The organism is Arthrobacter endolithicus (assembly GCF_026627425.1).
Taxonomy (GTDB): domain Bacteria; phylum Actinomycetota; class Actinomycetes; order Actinomycetales; family Micrococcaceae; genus Arthrobacter_M.
Genome location: NZ_JAPNLH010000002.1, coordinates 193,101 through 208,824 on the forward strand (window position 1 = coordinate 193,101; position 15,724 = coordinate 208,824).

Annotated in this window: 18 protein-coding genes; 11 read left to right on the forward strand and 7 right to left on the reverse strand. The window is 63.5% G+C overall.

Features of this window, described 5'->3' with window-relative positions; all coding sequences use genetic code 11:
* Positions 1 to 529 precede the first annotated feature (529 nt).
* The 3 genes from OS914_RS02655 to OS914_RS02665 all read left to right on the forward strand — a co-directional run bounded on the left by OS914_RS02655 (position 530) and on the right by OS914_RS02665 (position 2,753).
* On the forward strand, positions 530 to 787 hold the full coding sequence (locus tag OS914_RS02655; protein ID WP_267544510.1) for a mycoredoxin: 258 nt from the start codon (positions 530 to 532) through the stop codon (positions 785 to 787).
* A gap of 251 nt (positions 788 to 1,038) precedes the next feature.
* Positions 1,039 to 2,124, forward strand: coding sequence for an S-(hydroxymethyl)mycothiol dehydrogenase (locus OS914_RS02660; protein WP_267544511.1), 1,086 nt, complete (start codon positions 1,039 to 1,041; stop codon positions 2,122 to 2,124).
* Positions 2,124 to 2,753 (forward strand): MBL fold metallo-hydrolase, encoded by a 630-nt coding sequence (locus OS914_RS02665; RefSeq protein ID WP_267544512.1) that lies wholly within the window; start codon positions 2,124 to 2,126, stop codon positions 2,751 to 2,753. The genes OS914_RS02660 and OS914_RS02665 overlap by 1 nt, the downstream gene beginning before the upstream one ends.
* Before the next feature lie 105 nt (positions 2,754 to 2,858).
* Here the strand turns inward: OS914_RS02665 and OS914_RS02670 are convergent, their stop codons facing one another.
* From OS914_RS02670 to OS914_RS02690, 5 genes are all read right to left on the reverse strand, one after another.
* Entirely contained in the window at positions 2,859 to 3,632 is a 774-nt protein-coding gene (locus tag OS914_RS02670) for a lipoyl protein ligase domain-containing protein (RefSeq protein WP_267544513.1), read from the reverse strand.
* A gap of 1 nt (position 3,633) precedes the next feature.
* A complete protein-coding gene (locus tag OS914_RS02675) occupies positions 3,634 to 4,458 on the reverse strand; it encodes a thioesterase family protein (protein ID WP_267544630.1) in 825 nt (274 codons plus the stop codon).
* Between the two features lie 132 nt (positions 4,459 to 4,590).
* Positions 4,591 to 5,034: a pyridoxamine 5'-phosphate oxidase family protein gene (locus OS914_RS02680; protein WP_267544514.1), complete on the reverse strand. Its 444-nt coding sequence runs from the start codon at positions 5,032 to 5,034 to the stop codon at positions 4,591 to 4,593.
* Between the two features lie 180 nt (positions 5,035 to 5,214).
* Positions 5,215 to 5,577 carry an SPW repeat domain-containing protein gene (locus OS914_RS02685; RefSeq protein WP_267544515.1) on the reverse strand — a complete coding sequence of 121 codons (363 nt, stop codon included), beginning with the start codon at positions 5,575 to 5,577 and terminating at the stop codon, positions 5,215 to 5,217.
* Positions 5,578 to 6,019: 442 nt separating this feature from the next.
* On the reverse strand, positions 6,020 to 6,166 hold the full coding sequence (locus OS914_RS02690; RefSeq protein WP_267544516.1) for a hypothetical protein: 147 nt from the start codon (positions 6,164 to 6,166) through the stop codon (positions 6,020 to 6,022).
* A 9-nt stretch (positions 6,167 to 6,175) separates the two neighbouring features.
* Here OS914_RS02690 and OS914_RS02695 point away from each other — a divergent pair, with 9 nt between their 5' ends.
* Positions 6,176 to 6,817 carry a restriction endonuclease subunit S domain-containing protein gene (locus OS914_RS02695; protein ID WP_267544517.1) on the forward strand — a complete coding sequence of 214 codons (642 nt, stop codon included), beginning with the start codon at positions 6,176 to 6,178 and terminating at the stop codon, positions 6,815 to 6,817.
* Positions 6,818 to 7,018: 201 nt separating this feature from the next.
* A complete protein-coding gene (locus tag OS914_RS18160; protein ID WP_420713847.1) occupies positions 7,019 to 7,267 on the forward strand; it encodes a DUF1016 N-terminal domain-containing protein in 249 nt (82 codons plus the stop codon).
* Between the two features lie 106 nt (positions 7,268 to 7,373).
* Here the strand turns inward: OS914_RS18160 and OS914_RS02700 are convergent, their stop codons facing one another.
* A complete protein-coding gene (locus tag OS914_RS02700) occupies positions 7,374 to 7,835 on the reverse strand; it encodes a universal stress protein (protein WP_267544518.1) in 462 nt (153 codons plus the stop codon).
* 863 nt (positions 7,836 to 8,698) lie between these two features.
* On the opposite strand from OS914_RS02700, the gene OS914_RS02705 reads away from it, so the two are divergent.
* The gene (locus OS914_RS02705) at positions 8,699 to 9,319 is read left to right on the forward strand and encodes a response regulator (protein WP_267544631.1); all 621 of its coding nucleotides are present in this window, start codon (positions 8,699 to 8,701) and stop codon (positions 9,317 to 9,319) included.
* A 21-nt stretch (positions 9,320 to 9,340) separates the two neighbouring features.
* Here the strand turns inward: OS914_RS02705 and OS914_RS02710 are convergent, their stop codons facing one another.
* Positions 9,341 to 10,993, reverse strand: coding sequence for a GAF domain-containing sensor histidine kinase (locus tag OS914_RS02710; protein WP_267544519.1), 1,653 nt, complete (start codon positions 10,991 to 10,993; stop codon positions 9,341 to 9,343).
* Between the two features lie 147 nt (positions 10,994 to 11,140).
* Between OS914_RS02710 and OS914_RS02715 the strand changes: the two genes are divergently transcribed.
* From OS914_RS02715 to OS914_RS02735, 5 genes are all read left to right on the forward strand, one after another.
* Positions 11,141 to 11,608, forward strand: a complete 468-nt coding sequence (locus OS914_RS02715) for a pyridoxamine 5'-phosphate oxidase family protein (protein ID WP_267544520.1) — start codon at positions 11,141 to 11,143, stop codon at positions 11,606 to 11,608.
* Between the two features lie 141 nt (positions 11,609 to 11,749).
* Positions 11,750 to 12,220, forward strand: a complete 471-nt coding sequence (locus OS914_RS02720; protein WP_267544521.1) for a pyridoxamine 5'-phosphate oxidase family protein — start codon at positions 11,750 to 11,752, stop codon at positions 12,218 to 12,220.
* 35 nt (positions 12,221 to 12,255) lie between these two features.
* Positions 12,256 to 13,329 (forward strand): zinc-dependent alcohol dehydrogenase family protein, encoded by a 1,074-nt coding sequence (locus OS914_RS02725; protein ID WP_267544522.1) that lies wholly within the window; start codon positions 12,256 to 12,258, stop codon positions 13,327 to 13,329.
* On the forward strand, positions 13,322 to 15,235 hold the full coding sequence (locus OS914_RS02730) for a heavy metal translocating P-type ATPase (RefSeq protein ID WP_267544523.1): 1,914 nt from the start codon (positions 13,322 to 13,324) through the stop codon (positions 15,233 to 15,235). Before OS914_RS02725 ends, OS914_RS02730 begins: the two co-directional genes overlap by 8 nt.
* 9 nt (positions 15,236 to 15,244) lie before the next feature.
* The gene (locus OS914_RS02735; protein ID WP_267544524.1) at positions 15,245 to 15,685 is read left to right on the forward strand and encodes a pyridoxamine 5'-phosphate oxidase family protein; all 441 of its coding nucleotides are present in this window, start codon (positions 15,245 to 15,247) and stop codon (positions 15,683 to 15,685) included.
* The last annotated feature ends 39 nt before the right edge of the window (positions 15,686 to 15,724 follow it).

Consider the following 15,724-nt stretch of genomic DNA (forward strand, 5'->3'; position numbering starts at 1 on the left):
CAAGCTTGGAACGGCATGCCTGAATGACTTCGCGATAGAGCGCAGCCTGCGATAGCTTTTGCCGCCTCAGATACTGCTTGCGTGTCCGTATCTAAGGAGGATCTTGGAGGATCGACGGCGCCATTGCTTGCTGTCGTGAATGGACGGTAATCCCTGTACCTTCCTGGCTGGTTTGTGCCATTGCGCTTGTTGCAGTAGGCAACAGTGCGCCGTTGCCCATGATTATGGCGAGCCGGCTGACCTACGGAAGGGGCCGAACAGGGGCGACGCGACAAAGTCGACCATCGCCATTTCAGGGCCACAACGGTCCTCCCCTCACTAGCCATCGCGTCATGCGTCGTTTTGCTGACCTAACAAAGTGCCGGAGTATGGCTTCGGGCCTTTGGAACTGGGCGGCGTCTTCCCACACCGGGCGGAATACCGCGGCCATGCTCCGGTGTTGCACATTATGGAGCATTAGCCATACCAACCCCGCGGGCCCGGAAACACCAAGGGCCCGCCAATACAATCATCAACTCAAGGAGAACCCGTGGACTTCACCCCCGACGCCGGCACCATCACCATGTTTTCAACATCCTGGTGCGGCTACTGCCGCCGGCTCAAGAGCCAGCTGGATGCCCAGGGAATCGGCTACACCGAGGTCAACATTGAGGACGTGCCGGGGACGTCCGAACTGGTGGAGAAGCTTAACGGCGGAAACCAAACCGTTCCCACCGTCATTTTCCCGGATGGGACTTCCGCTACCAACCCGTCGCTGCGGGATGTGCAGACCAGGCTCGCCGCTTAAGCTGCCCGCCTGAGCTGCCCGACGTGGCGGGCCACCTCCACGAGCGGCTGCCGCCGCGGCCGCGCGGCCACCGGCACGTGCCCACTGGCGGGCCGCCGACACAGACAGACGCAAACACTAAACACCGCGTGGTCGGACAGCGCCCTCCAACCGGTTGTGATAGACAGACAGTAATGGAAACGGCAGCCAGGAGACTGGCCTGCCGTCTTCTTATTGCCAAGCAAACATCCCGTTAGAGAAAAGAGCACATAGTGGTGCATAAAGTTCAGGGCGTCGTTGCGCGTTCTAAAGGTGCCCCCGTCACGTTGGAAACCATTCTGGTCCCGGATCCGGGCCCGGGTGAAGCTTTGGTGGACATCATCACCAGCGGCGTCTGCCACACGGATCTGCATTACAAGCTGGGCCAGATCAGCGATGATTTCCCGTTCCTGCTCGGCCACGAAGCCACCGGTGTGGTCAGCGCCGTAGGTCCGGACGTCACTGAGGTGGCCCCAGGCGACAGGGTGATTCTGAACTGGCGCGCCGTCTGCGGCGAGTGCCGTGCCTGCCGACGCGGGCGCCCCCAGTACTGCTTCAATACGCACAATGCGACGCAGAAGATGACACTGGAGGACGGCACCGTACTGTCCCCGGCGCTGGGCATCGGAGCTTTTGCCGAGAAGACGTTGGTGGCCGCAGGCCAGTGCACCAAGGTGGATCCGGAGGCGGATGCTGCCGCCGTTGGCCTGTTGGGCTGCGGTGTAATGGCCGGGATCGGCGCCGCGCTGAACACCGGCGGCGTGCAGCGGGGGGATTCGGTGGCAGTGATCGGCTGTGGCGGCGTCGGCTCCGCAGCCATCGCTGGAGCTGCGCTGGCCGGAGCTACGACCATCATTGCGGTGGACATCAATGACACCAAACTTGAGCGGGCGCTCAGCATGGGCGCCACCGACACGGTTAACTCATCCGACAATGATCCGGTGGAGGCCATCCGTGCCCTGACCGGAGGTTTCGGCGCCGATGTGGTGATTGACGCCGTCGGCCGTCCGGAAACCTACCAGCAGGCGTTTTACGCGCGCGATCTGGCCGGGACGGTGGTTCTGGTGGGGGTGCCATCGCCGGAGATGACGCTGGAACTGCCGCTGCTGGACGTCTTTGGCCGCGGCGGTTCTCTAAAATCCTCCTGGTATGGAGATTGCCTGCCGTCCCGGGACTTCCCCATGCTGGTGCGCCTGTATCAGCAGGGACGGCTGGATCTGGACGCATTCGTCTCCGAACGGATCGGCATCGACCAGATTGAGGAAGCCTTCGACAAAATGCGTGAAGGCACCGTACTTCGTTCGGTTGTGGATCTCTGATGGCCGTGCGGATTGAGCCCTTGGTAACCTCCGGGACCTTCTCGCTCGACGGCGGCACCTGGGACGTGGACAACAACGTCTGGATTGTCGGTGACGACGAGGAGTGCATCATCATCGACGCCCCGCACGATGCGCAGGCGATCATTGACCAGCTGGCGGGACGCCGGGTCGTGGCGCTGCTGCTGACGCACGCCCACGATGACCACATTGGCGCGGCGGAGCGTCTGGCCGAGGATGCGCGGGCGCCGATTTACCTGCACCCGGCGGACCGGATGCTCTGGGATGCCGTTTACCCGGATTTCGGGCCTGGTCATGAGGTGCACGACGGCGACACATTCGACGTCGCGGGCGTCACCTTAACGGCGCTGCACACCCCCGGGCACTCCCCCGGCTCGGTCTGCTATTACCTGCCCGCGGAAGGGACGGTGTTCACCGGCGACACACTATTCCGGGGCGGCCCCGGAGCCACGGGACGTTCCTACAGTGACTTCCCCACCATTATCGAGTCCATCCGGAGCAAGCTGTTGGTGCTGCCCGCGGACACTGTGGTGCGGACCGGGCACGGGGATTCCACCACGATCGGCGCCGAGGCGCCGGCGCTGCAGGACTGGATAGACCGCGGTCACTAGCCGCATGCGGCCTGCCGGTCCCCTGGTTCATCAGGGGGCCGCAGGCGGCCTCGGCTGCCTGCGGGTATGTGGAGATCCGGGCGCGCGTGGAATTCCCGCTGCTGGTCAGCTGCAGAAGTTCAGTTCGGTACGGTCGGCGTAGACGCGCAGCACGGCATCAGTGACGTCGTCGACGGTCAGCCGCGGCACCAGATCCGCTGCGCCGCCGGCCGTCAGCGGGTTCCAGTCCAGGCCCAGTGCGGCATAACAATCCGTCAACACCGAGCGCAGCGGTGCGGAGTCCTCAACCACGATCACCGAGCTGAACAGCCACGCGCCAGCGACTACCCGTTGCGCCGTGCCGACGAGCTTGATCCGACCATCCCAGCCGCCGGTATGGTCGACGCCGTCACCGTCGCCGGCGTTGCGCGCAGCAGGCCGCCCGAAGACCGTATATTCCCCCGGGCAGTACTCCCGCGGAATCTCGCCGATGCCCGCGTCCACGCTCAGGCTCTGCAGGGCCTGGGCGAAGAGTTCGCCGAAGTACCCGAACCGGGGTTTAGCGTGCACCATCGCGTCGTGCTGCGGCTCAATATGGTCCACAATCAGGCAGCCCTGATGGTACGCGGCCGCTCGACCGCCCGCCTTGCGGATGAGGGGTTCGAATCCGTGCCCGGCGGCGGCCGCGGAAGCGGCGGCAAAACCGGGAAGGTTAGCATCCCGCTGCCCGAAGGCCATCGTGGGCTTCGGACGGTACAAACGCAACGTCGGCCCGATCTCCCCCGCGCGGGCCGAGGCCAACAGGGTCAGCGCCCCATCAAGATCCGCCGCTGCACCCGAACTCACGTCCTGGCGCAGCACCGAAAGGGCAGGCGCCATGTGCACAGGGCCGGGTCGCATTCTACGCTTCCGGAAGTTGGCGCACCGTAAGGATCTGGGCAGCGACACCGAACGGCCCATGCGCGTCGTGGAGCACGGAATTCGTCAGACCGATCCCGTCCGCCCCAAAGGTCACACTGGTATCCAGGCCCAGCCATTCCCCCGCTGGCTCGCGGTGCAGGTGGATGGAGAGGTCAACGTTCGGGAACATGTAGCTGCCCGGGCCCGGCGGAACGCGGGAGGCAATGCCATTGGCGGTGTCCACCAAGCCCATCAACCGCACCATGTCCGTCGTCGGTTCACCGTCCACCATCGGATATGGGCTGCGGATCCACACCTGGCCGCGGCCGGGGCGGTGGCCGGACACCACCCGGGCCTCAAGGGAGGCAATGTAGCCGCCGGGCCACTTGTCCAGATCGTGCCACTCGCCTGCCTCTTCCACCGTCGGCATGGCCTTGTCCTCAACGGCGGCGACGGCGGCGGTCTGGCCGCGCTGCAGGCGCCACGCGGTGGCGCGAACTGCCACGCGCTCATCGGCAATCAACTCCGCCTGCAGCAACTCAATAGTCCTGCCGGGCCGGATTATTTTGGTCTCAATCCGGAATTTTCCGCCCGGAATGATGCCGAGAATATCGAAGCTGATCCGCGCCATCCGCAGCTCAGGTCGCGGCCGGTGCAACTCCAGCTCGCGGGTCATAATCCCGGCAACCGGAGCCATATGCTGCTCGTGCGGATTCCATGCGCCCTGCGTATGAATACTGGATTCGTAGCTGCCGTCGCCCAGGGAGCGGTAAAAATAGTTCTGCCCGTCGGATCCGGTGGCCACGTCGCGGTGCTCACGGATCATGACCGATCCGTCGTCGCCGGTTTTCTCACTTTGCATGCAAAAGACTCTACCCGCACCGCGACGTGGCCTTAATTCGGGTCAGCCGGCTGGGCCAGCCAGTCGAGGGCCGCCGCGGGTCAGCCAGCCGGCCGGCTAGCTCAGGTAGACCCGCCGGCCCGTCAGCTCAGCCGGAGCAAGTCGGACAAACTGGTCACGCAGCCCGGCCGCCAGCGGTTCCAGCATGATCCTGCCCCACAGGTAGGTCAGCAGGTCCTGGTCCGTGACCGCGCTGGCCGGGCCGCTGGCGAGCACCGCCCACCCTGTGCTCTGCTCCCGCTTGACCATGTCTATCTCAAACGAGGCGACGGCACACGGAAGAGCCGATCCGATGGCACCTTCAGGCAAAGTCCGGAAATAAATGGCTTCGTCGTGGATCAGATAATTGACCGGAAAGATCATAATCCGGCCGTCGACCTGATAACCAAACCTCCCGGTGGTTTCCGTCGTCAGCAGATTCCAGCATTCGCGGGCGGTCAGCTCGGCATTTACATGGCGGACACCGTCAATACGGCCTTCTTCGTCGGTCCAAGACGTCATCGCAGCTGTTCCTCGCTCCCGGGTGTGACGGCATCGGTGTTCGGATGCGGCCACACGTCTTGCCCTCAGCATATGAGGCTCCACCGTGTTTGTGTAGGGGTACCACCGGGGGCACGTTGGGCGATCGAACGCGAATCGAGGGTAGCCGTAACGGCTACCCTCGATTCGCGTTGCGTTCAATTATTGCAAAGGCACTGTCCGGTGGTGGTGGTGCTCAGCCATACTCGGCTTGATGGCCGCCGCGGTAACGATGACCGCGATGGCGCCTGTAATCCAGGACGTCCAGGCCGCACCCGACGCTCCGGTGTAGGAACCGATCCAAGGGGAGATGAACAACAGCGCAGCCACAACTGCTTGCGCCCACTCCATTGTCTGCATCCCAGGCATCGCCAGATTCACCAGACCTGCGATTACCAGCAGTCCGCCGAAGATGATCATCAACGATGCGGAGGCTCCAGCATGAGTCGTCCACGTCGTCGCGAGCACCGCGTACAGACCGACTACGATGGCAGCCCAATCCTGCCAGCGCGTCCATTTCTTCATTAGAACCCATCTCCTTGAGACTTGGCTCCCGGGTGTGGGAGCCTCGACAGGTCCAGCTCCAAACAGGGGCCGGGCTCCACTTCCAGTCAACTCCTCAGCGGGCTTGCTGTCCAGTGGTTTTTCACCCCGGCTCCATGACCGGGCTTAGGCATAGACGGTTTTTTCGACCTTCCACTGCATCAGCCGCGGATACCCCCAGAAGGTATAGATACCGAGGGTACAGACCGTAAACAGCGCCCCAAGAAGCTGTGTGCCGAACCACGTGACCGCGCCTCCGCGGAATTCATAGATTCCAGAGCCGGCAATGCTGGAGATTTCCGTCTTGGGCGCACCGCCCGCCTGTCAGAAGTCATTTGGTGCTGATTAGCACTCATTTCATTTCCCCAATGTTTAGAAGTCAGTGCGAACAGTAGAATGCTAACGTCCGATCTGGATTCCGCCTCTATTGGTCGATTTTTACCCGTGCGGCCTCCTGCATCAGCGGATCAGAAATCACCACAGTCGCCGTGCCCGGGGCAATGTCAAAGGCCACCGAGCCTCGGGCCTTGTCGCCCGGAAGTACGTCGCCGGCCCCCAAAGGGTCTTCCACAAAGAGACGTTGATCCGCCTTGCGGCCTTCGGCGTCCTTGGCGGAGAAGTAGAATGGGTTGGAGCTCGTTTTCCGCTATTGCCCGAGCAACGGGCGATTGCGGAGGTGCTGGAGGCGCTCGACGACAAAATCGCCGCCAACACCAAACTCGCCGCAACGGCGGAGAACCTTTCCCAGACCGTATTCCAGACGATGCTTGAAGACACCACAGAGGTGCCGCTCTCCGACACGGCAGACTTCGTCAACGGCAGGGCTTTCACAAAGAATGCCAGTGGAACAGGCCGTGTGGTCATTCGTATCGCTGAATTAAACTCAGGAATCGGTGGCTCGACCGTATACAACGACATAGACGTGGCTGACGAAAACTTGGCGCGACCGGGGCGACTTGTTGTTCGCGTGGTCCGGTTCTCTCACTCTGCATCGATGGTATCGATGGCCTCGATGGCCTCGACCAACAGGCATAATCGACCAGCATATTTTCAAGGTAATGCCCAAAGGGGAACACCCTGTTTGCTTGTCAATGAGTTGCTTCGGGTCAAGCTGGATGGCTTCAAAGCTGTCGCCGCTGATAAGGCAACGACAATGGGTCCCATTCAACGACGGCACCTGGATGAAGCCGTCGCTCTGCCTTCGCGCTCCTCCCGCAACTGACGTCCGGCAAGCTTCGAGTCAGGGACGCGGAGAAGATGCTCGAGGACCCCGTGTGAAATCGTAGGCAGTCCGTTTCCCAATGTTGCAACCAACGTCTGCAACAGTGGACCCCAGCGTTTGTGCATGGCCTTGCACAAACGAAAAATACACTTGGGGATTCTCACCACCTAACTTCCGCTTTATGCGTAGCTTTGCAGCAGCTTGGGTTCCGAACCAATTGGGCATGCGCCGCTTGCCCGATTGCCCTGGTACAACAACATAGCCCTTCTTCGGCATCTTCAGAATGAAACAGGCAGACCTAGGTACGCCGCGGCAGACATCAAAAACGGCTGGTCACGCGATGTTCTGGAGCATCAGATCGACACCAAATTCTACGAATGCTCCGGCAAGCCATCACCAACCCCAAGGCGGCCCTGCCGCCATCGGCCTCCGATCTGGCCCAACACCTAATCAAGGACCCGTACATCTTCATGTCTGATGTGGATGACCTTCTGGCAGACGCCGAGGAGAAACCGAACAAGCGGATAGGTACCGCTGACCGTGAGCAATTGGGAGTTTATTCAAAAGACGGTAAGCCTTCTTCCTTGGGCGGGTGGACAACGAGCACGGGACAATGCGCGTGAGCCACGCAGGCCGAGCTGACGGATCCCAGCAGCAGGCCGCCGAATCCGCCGCGCCCGCGCCTGCCGACCACAAGCATGGCTGCACCCTTGCTGGCGTCGATCAGCGTGGATCGGGCCGGTCCTTGCACCATCCTGACGGAAACGTTAGCCGGGATGTTGCCGTCAAACGCTCCCTGCACGGTGTCGTCGAGGATCTGGCGGGCGGTCGATTCGAAGTCGCTGGCGCCGAGGGCATAGGGCGCCGCATAAAATCCGGGGAAGTCCCAGCAGATCATCGCGTCGACCGTGGCCCCAAGGAGCGAGGCGAACCGGGCGGCCTCGCGCAATGCTTCAATGGATGCAGCGGATCCGTCGAACCCGACGACAATTCGTGGCTGTGCATCGTGCGTGACCATGGTTTTGTCCTTTGATCGTGCGGAAATGCCTGTTCTTCCAGTGTTGCCTGTGCCGGCGAGCACCGGTAGGGGCCAAAGTCACATGCCCGGCCCCGGGCCGGGACCGAACCCGGAGGGTCTGGTCCCCGGGTCTTTGGACCCTTGCTGCTGGGTCTGCGGGGACGGAAGACTAGCCTCCGCCCCTGCGGACGCTGAGTAGAAAGCCAGGTCCCGTGGTCAGCCCCGATTCCTCCAGCACACATACATCCGGCGGCCCATCGCCGGGCACAAAAGAGCCGCGCAAAGAAGGAAGCGGGCCGCAACCATGCTGCTGCGTGGCCGTCGCGTGTCGGCCCTCCTATGGACTGCTGTCGCCGGGTTCGCCATGATCGTCTGGATCATGGTCGAACCATCATGATCCAGGGCTTCAGCTGGTTGCAGGGGCTCTACTTCACGACCGGGATTGTGGAGCTCATACTCGTTCTGGCCCTCCTCGGTATCGCCCCCTGGTTGCCTCGGATCAAAATGGGCAACAGGTAGAGCCCGTACCAAGGCGTGAGTGTGAACCCACCCGGCATTCTCGGAACTGCTCCACGCAGCGGATGCGGCCCGCAGCGCAGCGGGACGAGGAGGCGCCGAAGCTGTATGACCTGGTTGGATCGGTCGGCTTGACGGCGTGGCGGCCGCGGGTCCGGTCCCCGGGTCTTTGGACCCTTGCTGCCGAGTCTGCGGGGACGGAAGAATAGCCTTGTCCGCCACCGCGGACGCTGAGTAGAAAACCAGGTCCCGTGGCCAACTCCGAATCCTCCAGCCCACAGCAATCCGTCGAGCCGTCGCCGGGCACAACTGAGCCGCGCGACGCCGCGCATCCTTCGAACCCGGCCATCGGCGTTTACATCCTCGACGACCACGAACTGGTGCGCCGCGGGCTCGCAGAACTCTTGGAAGGCGAGGGGTTCGCCGTCGTCGGTTCGTCCGGCTCGGCGGCCGAGGCAACACGGCAGATTCCCGCCCTTCGCCCCGATGTCTGTGTCCTGGATGCGCGTTTGCCCGATGGGACCGGGATCGAGGTCTGCCGGGATGTGCGCGCCGTGGACCCATCGCTACGCTGCCTGATCCTGACCAGTTACGACGACGAACAGGCGGTGCGGGGGGCTGTGCTGGCCGGTGCGGCGGGGTACGTGCTCAAGGAGATCGGTGGTACTGACCTGATCTCTTCCCTACGCCGTGCCGCCGGTGGGGAATCCCTTTTTGACTCCGCACTAAAAAACCGTGTGGTCCGGGGACTGGCCGAACCTGTTCATCCGGATCCGCGGGTTGCGAAGCTGACCGTCCAGGAACGGAAGGTACTGAACCTGATCGGGCAGGGAATGACGAACCGGCAAATCGGCCAGGAACTGTTCCTGGCCGAGAAGACAGTCAAGAACTACGTGTCGTCGCTGCTGGCCAAGCTCGGCTTTGAGCGCCGCACTCAGGCAGCGGTCTATATGACACGGATCCCCTGAAGCGCCAGGATCTGCAGGCGGCTAAATCTCGGCCACCGGCACCGGCAGCGGCACCGACCAGCAAAGCCGTGTCCCTTTTCCGGGTGCGCTTTCCACGCTCAGAGACCCGTTGAGCTCCCGGGCCCGGTGGTCCATGTTGGCCAGTCCACTCCGGTGCGCCGGGTCGGCAAAGCCCCTGCCGTCGTCGTCCACTCGTAGGCGCGCCCGCCCGTCCTCTACGGCGACCGTCACGTCGATCGTCTCCGCGCCGGAGTGCCGCACCGCATTACTCACCCCTTCGGAGAGGACCGCCAGCAAATGTGCGCAGATGGCGTCATCAATGGCGGTATCCACCGGTCCGGCCAGGTGCAGCCGCGGCGCGAAAGGAAGCTCCCGGGTGGCATTTCGGACACTGCGCAGGATCCGGCTGCTAAGCAGTTCCACATTCCCGGCGCTTTCCTGCAAGGAATAAATGGTGTCCCGCAGGTCCCGGATCGTGGCGTCCAGTTCGCCGGTCACGGTATGGATCCGCTGCACCGCCGTCGGGTTATCCGTGAGCCGGCCCAGGCTTTGGATGCTCAGCCCGGCAGCGAACAACCGCTGAATGACCACGTCGTGCAGGTCCTTGGCAATCCGGTCCCGGTCCGTCAGGACCACCAGCTGTTCGCGCAGCCGGTTGGTGCGGACCAGTTCGAGGGCCAACGCCGCCTGGGCTGCATAGAGTCCAGCCATGTCCAGGAAGGATGCCGGATAGTTCCCGGCGCCGGCAGACCGGAGGAAAATCAGGACGCCATGTGCCATGTCAGCGGACCCCAAGGCCACGGCGAGGGCGGGACCGTACGCGTTGCCCGGGCCGGTTCCCATCAGCTCCGTGGCAGTGAGCGCCACGGGGGCGCCGGTCTTCACTACACGGCAGACGACGGCGGCATCAAGTTCCATCGGTCGTCCCCGGAACGTTCCGGCGCCGTCACCGGCAGCGGCGGCGATGTAGCTTGGTCCGCCCTCGTCGGAGGGAACGGCGATCAGTACCATGGCCGAATCGGAGACCTCGTGCGCGCGCCCGGCGACCAGATCGGGGCCGGCTTCTCCGCCGTCCCTGCCGCTGCCCATGGCACTGGCTGCGACATCCATGCAGGCCTCCAGCCACCGCGAGCGAAGGAGCGAGTCGTCGAAGAGTTTCGCGTTCTCAATGGCGACGCCGGCAGCGGTCGCCAGCGCGACGGCCAGGTCCTCGTCTTCCTTGCTGAACGGCTCGCCATGTTCCTTTTCGGTGAGGTACAGGTTGCCGAACACGGTGTCCCGGACCCGGACCGGAACACCCAGGAAGGTCCGCATCGGCGGATGGTAAGCGGGAAAACCGTACGAGGCAGGGTGGGCGCGCAGGTCAGGCAAACGGATCGGCTGCGGCTCCCGGATCAGCAGGCCCAATACGCCGTGGCCGGTCGGCAGCGGGCCGATCCTGGCGGCGAGCTCCGGATCGATGCCGACCGTGATGAAGTGGGTCAGTCCACCCTCGTCGCCGATGACGCCCAATGCCCCGTAGCCGGCATGCAGCAACGTGCAGGCCGACTCGACGATTTGTTTCAGCACGGAGGCCAGGTCCAGCTCCTCCCCGATCGACACCACAGCAGCCATTAGCCCCTGCATGCGCTCCTGCGTGTAGAGAAGTGCGCCCGTTCTCGGGGAGTCGTTCATCCGGCACCTCCAGAGGGAACCAACTACGTCTTCACAGACTACCGCGGGAGCGGGCAGAGGCCCGAGGTGGCGCCTTTAGTCCGGCAGCTGTGGATCGAAGGCCTTGCTCTCCGATATCTCTCCCAGACGTCGTATAGTCTCTAACACATGGATGCAACCGACCGCCCCGACGTGGAAAAACTCGAGCAGAGCGAATGCTGGCAGCTGCTCAAGGACCACGTTGTGGGCCGCTTGGCCGTCGTGGTGGATGGTCACCCGGATATCTTCCCGGTCAATTACGCCGTTGACAACGGCTCCGTCGTTTTCCGCACCTCGACGGGAACTAAGTTGCAGGGCGCACTCGACAACACCCCTGTGGCCATGGAAATCGATGGCTACGACGCGCGCACCGAACTCGCGTGGAGCGTGGTCTTGCGCGGAGCTGCTCGAGAGGTCCGCCGCCCGGAAGAGCTGACCAGCGCGAATACCGCCTCTGTGGAGCCGTGGCAAGGTGGCCCGAAGGACCACGTCATACGCATTAATACGCTCAATCTCAGCGGACGAAGATTCAGTGTGACGAAGCCGGATATCTGGAAGAGCCCCCTGTCTGATCCGCGCCGCGCGTCGTTCGAATAGGGGTCCGCGACGTTCCTGCATGTCAGTGATGGCGGCTGTTGTGCCTCTGCGGCCACTGTACGACGTGGTCCTGCTGTCCCGTGTACGCACAGGGTCCTTGTGCCCTACTGGCCGCCGGTCCCCCGGACTACGCTCGGATCTATGAGCACCAACCAGCCGGCCGCCCGGACCGAAATCCTCGAACCCAGCATCTGTTGGGCACTGCTGCGCGGCGTCTCGGTAGGTCGCCTTGCGGTTTGGGTGGACGATCACCCGGACATCTTCCCGATTAATTACACGGTGGATCATGCCACCGTGGTCTTCCGCACCGGCGAGGGCACCAAGCTCTCCTCGGCCGCGGGGGCAGTGCCGGTCGCAATGGAAGCGGACGGGGTGGACGCGGACACCGGAATTGCCTGGAGCGTGGTCGCTAAGGGTCCGGCATCTGCCATCAGCAGCACGGACGAAGTGCTGGAGACCTTTTCCCTGATGCTCTTTCCCTGGGAGGCCGGCCACAAGGACGTCTTCCTTCGCATCTCCCCCACCCTCATCACCGGCCGCCGCTTCCAAGTCACCCCGCCGGCGGAATGGTGGACCGCGCAGGCACAAGCTCCGCATTCAGCTTCCGAATAGCCATCAGCAACACGCAACCAGCTAAGGATCCCCCAGTGAAAGCGCTTGTCTATCAGGGCCCCGGCAAGAAGAGCTGGACCGATGTACCGCAGCCGGTGCTGCTCAGCCCCTCCGACGCAATCGTCCGGGTGGACACCACCACGATTTGCGGAACAGACCTTCACATCCTCAAAGGCGATGTACCGGCCGTGCAGGAGGGACGCATCTTGGGACACGAGGGGGTGGGAACTGTCACGGAAGTGGGGAGCGGCGTCCACGATCTGGCGGTAGGCGACAGGGTCATTATTTCCTGCATCAAGTCCTGCGGCCACTGCATCAACTGCCGTTCCGGCCTCTACTCCCACTGCCTTGGCGAGGAAGGTGTGGCGGGAATCGGATGGGTGTTCGGGCACCTCATTGACGGCACACAAGCCGAATATGTCCGCGTGCCCTACGCGGATAATTCGCTCTACAAAATGCCCGACGGCGTCAGCGACGCCGAGGCCGTCATGCTTTCGGACATCTTGCCCACAGGATTTGAAATCGGCGTCCAGGCCGGCGGAGTCAAACCCGGTGACGTGGTGGCCGTGATCGGCGCCGGTCCCGTCGGACTTGCCGCCGTTATGACGGCGGGACTGTGCGGCGCTTCGACCGTCATCGCCGTCGACCTTGATCCGTCCCGGCTGGAACAGTCCCTGGACTTCGGGGCCACCCACACCGTCGTGTCCGGTTCCCCGGACTGGCGCGGGCAGATCCTCGCCTTGACCGACGGTGCCGGCGTGGATGTCGCCATCGAAGCCGTCGGCGTCCCGGAAACGTTTGCCATGGCCGTCGACGTGGTCCGGCCCGGCGGCAGGGTTGCCAACGTCGGGGTCCACGGACGCTCCGTTGAACTGCACCTTGAGGACCTGTGGATCCGCAACATCAGCATCAGCATGGGGCTGGTCAACACCAGCAGCACAGCCATGCTGCTCCGCTTAGCCACCCAGCATAAAGTAGAGGCCGCCAAGTTCGGCACGCATCATTTCAGTTTCGATGAATTCCCGGCCGCCTATGACACGTTCACCCGCGCGGCTGAAACCAAGGCGCTCAAGGTCATCATCAGCCGTCAACCCGAGGCCGATGAGTAAGCCAGGCTCCCCGGGAATTATGCTCCGGCGTTACCCGATAATCGCCGCGACCCTCGTGGCCGGAGTTGTGGTGACTTCACTGCTTCTGGCCGGAAACACCGGCCCAGCGCGCTGGAGCGCCAGCGGGTTCGCTCTATGCGTCGCTGGGTACCGAACCGTGGGGATGGTGCGGGACATCATTCACGGCCGCTGGGGCGTGGATCTGCTCGCTGTCACAGCCATCGTGAGCACGGTTGCCGTTGGGGAGTACATCGCGTCGCTGATTATCGTTCTGATGCTCGAAGGCGGCGCGGCGCTGGAGGACTTTGCCGCCGGGCGGGCGCGCGCGGAACTCAGCGCGCTGCTGGACCGTGCACCACAGCTGGCGCACCGAGAGAGCGGCGGCGGGGCTCTGGAGGATATCCCGGCCGCTGACGTCAAACCCGGGGACATTCTGCTGGTGCGGCCGTCGGAAGTCGTACCCGTGGATGCAACGCTGCTCTCCCCCGTAGCGGCCTTCGATGAATCAGCAATCACTGGGGAAAGCCTGCCCTCCGAGCACAGGGCAGGGGATCCGGTCCTGAGCGGATCGGTCAATTCAGAGATCTCCGTCCGACTGCAGGCCTTGGCATCGGCGGCCGATTCGCAATACAGCCGCATCATTGCCCTGGTCGAGGCGGCCGCCGAAAGCCGCGCCCCCGTCGTCAGGCTGGCAGACCGCTACGCCGTACCCTTCACCGTCGTTGCCCTGGCCATAGGTGCCTTGGCCTGGCTGCTCAGCGGGGAACCGGCGCGGTTTGCGCAAGTGCTGGTTGTGGCCACGCCGTGCCCCCTGCTGATTGCTGCGCCGGTGGCGTTTCTTGGCGGCATGAGCCGCGCGGCCCACGCAGGGATCATTATTAAGAACGGCTCCACTCTGGAGCAGCTGTCCCGGGTGCAGACCGTCGTCCTGGATAAGACAGGAACGCTGACCAATGGACGACCGGCGCTGGACGAGGTGCGGTTGGCTCAGGGCCCCGGACCCGGCGTTGCCAGCAAGGATGATTTGCTGGTCCTGGCCGCAGCCGCCGAGCAGGCCTCCTCACATGTTTTGGCCGCGGCCATCGTCTCGGCTGCACAGCACCGGGGACACCTACTCCCGCTGCCCGCCAGCGCCACCGAGCATGCCACGGACGGCGTGACGGCCATGGTCTCCGGGCACAACGTCGCCGTGGGGAAACGTAGCTTCATCTCGCGCACATCCGGTCCCATCGCACAGGCGCCGTTACGCAGTGGACAACTGGCCATCTATGTCAGCGTGGATGACACGTTTGCCGGGACGCTGGTCATGAGCGATCCAATGCGCTCAGAAGCCCCCGGCACGCTTGCAGCGCTCGCCCTTCTCGGAGTTCGCCGGACCATGATGGTCACCGGGGATTCGCAGGCGACGGCAGCCCATATTGCCGCTGCAGCCGGCATTGAAAATGTGTACGCAGAGTGCCGGCCGGAGGACAAAGTCTCCATCGTCGGGAACCTGCCGCACGGTCCCGTGCTCATGGTTGGGGACGGTGTCAATGACGCTCCCGTTTTGGCCGCCGCGGATGTCGGTGTCGCCATGGGCGCCAAGGGCTCTACAGCCGCCAGCGAATCCGCGGACGTGGTGATTATGGTTGATGACTTATCCAGAGTGGCCCAGGCCGTGTCGATCGGCCAGCGGACCATGCGGATAGCTGTCGGCAGCATCTGGATAGGAATTCTGCTCAGCATCGCACTGATGGCCGCCGCCGCCGTCGGCCTCATTCCAGCTGTTGCCGGGGCGCTCAGCCAGGAAGCGGTCGATCTGGCCACCATTTTGAATGCACTGCGGGCGGTCCGGTCCGGTGCGCTGGAACGCCGGAAGCCCGGCACAGGGCTTTCGGCCCTGATGGCACCCGCCACGAAAGCCTAGGCTCGGTCTATGAGCGATCACACAAGAGAAGAAGCGTTCGTGCCCACGCCCGAAATTCTGGCGGCGGCCGAATGCTGGCAGCTGCTGACCGAAGTCAGCGTGGGCCGGTTGGGCATCATCAGCGACGGCCATCCGGACGTGTTTCCGGTCAATTTCAGGGTTGACAAAGAAACTGTGGTGTTCCAGACCGGTGACGGGACAAAGCTGCACGCCATTGAAGCAGGGGGCAGCGTTGCCCTCGAAGCGGACTCCGTCAGCGCCGAGTTTGGCATTGCCTGGAGCGTCATCATTAAAGGCCCAGCTGCAGTCGTGGAGCACTCGGATGCGGACCTGGACCGAATCGGCCGGCCACTTTTTCCCTGGCAGGGAGTGGGCCAGGACCACATCATCAGAATTTCACCGGCGTCAATCACCGGACGGCGCTACTCCACGAGGGCCGGGCGCCAATAGTTGTGGTTCAGGCACGGACAGCTCGGTGGCAGACTGGGT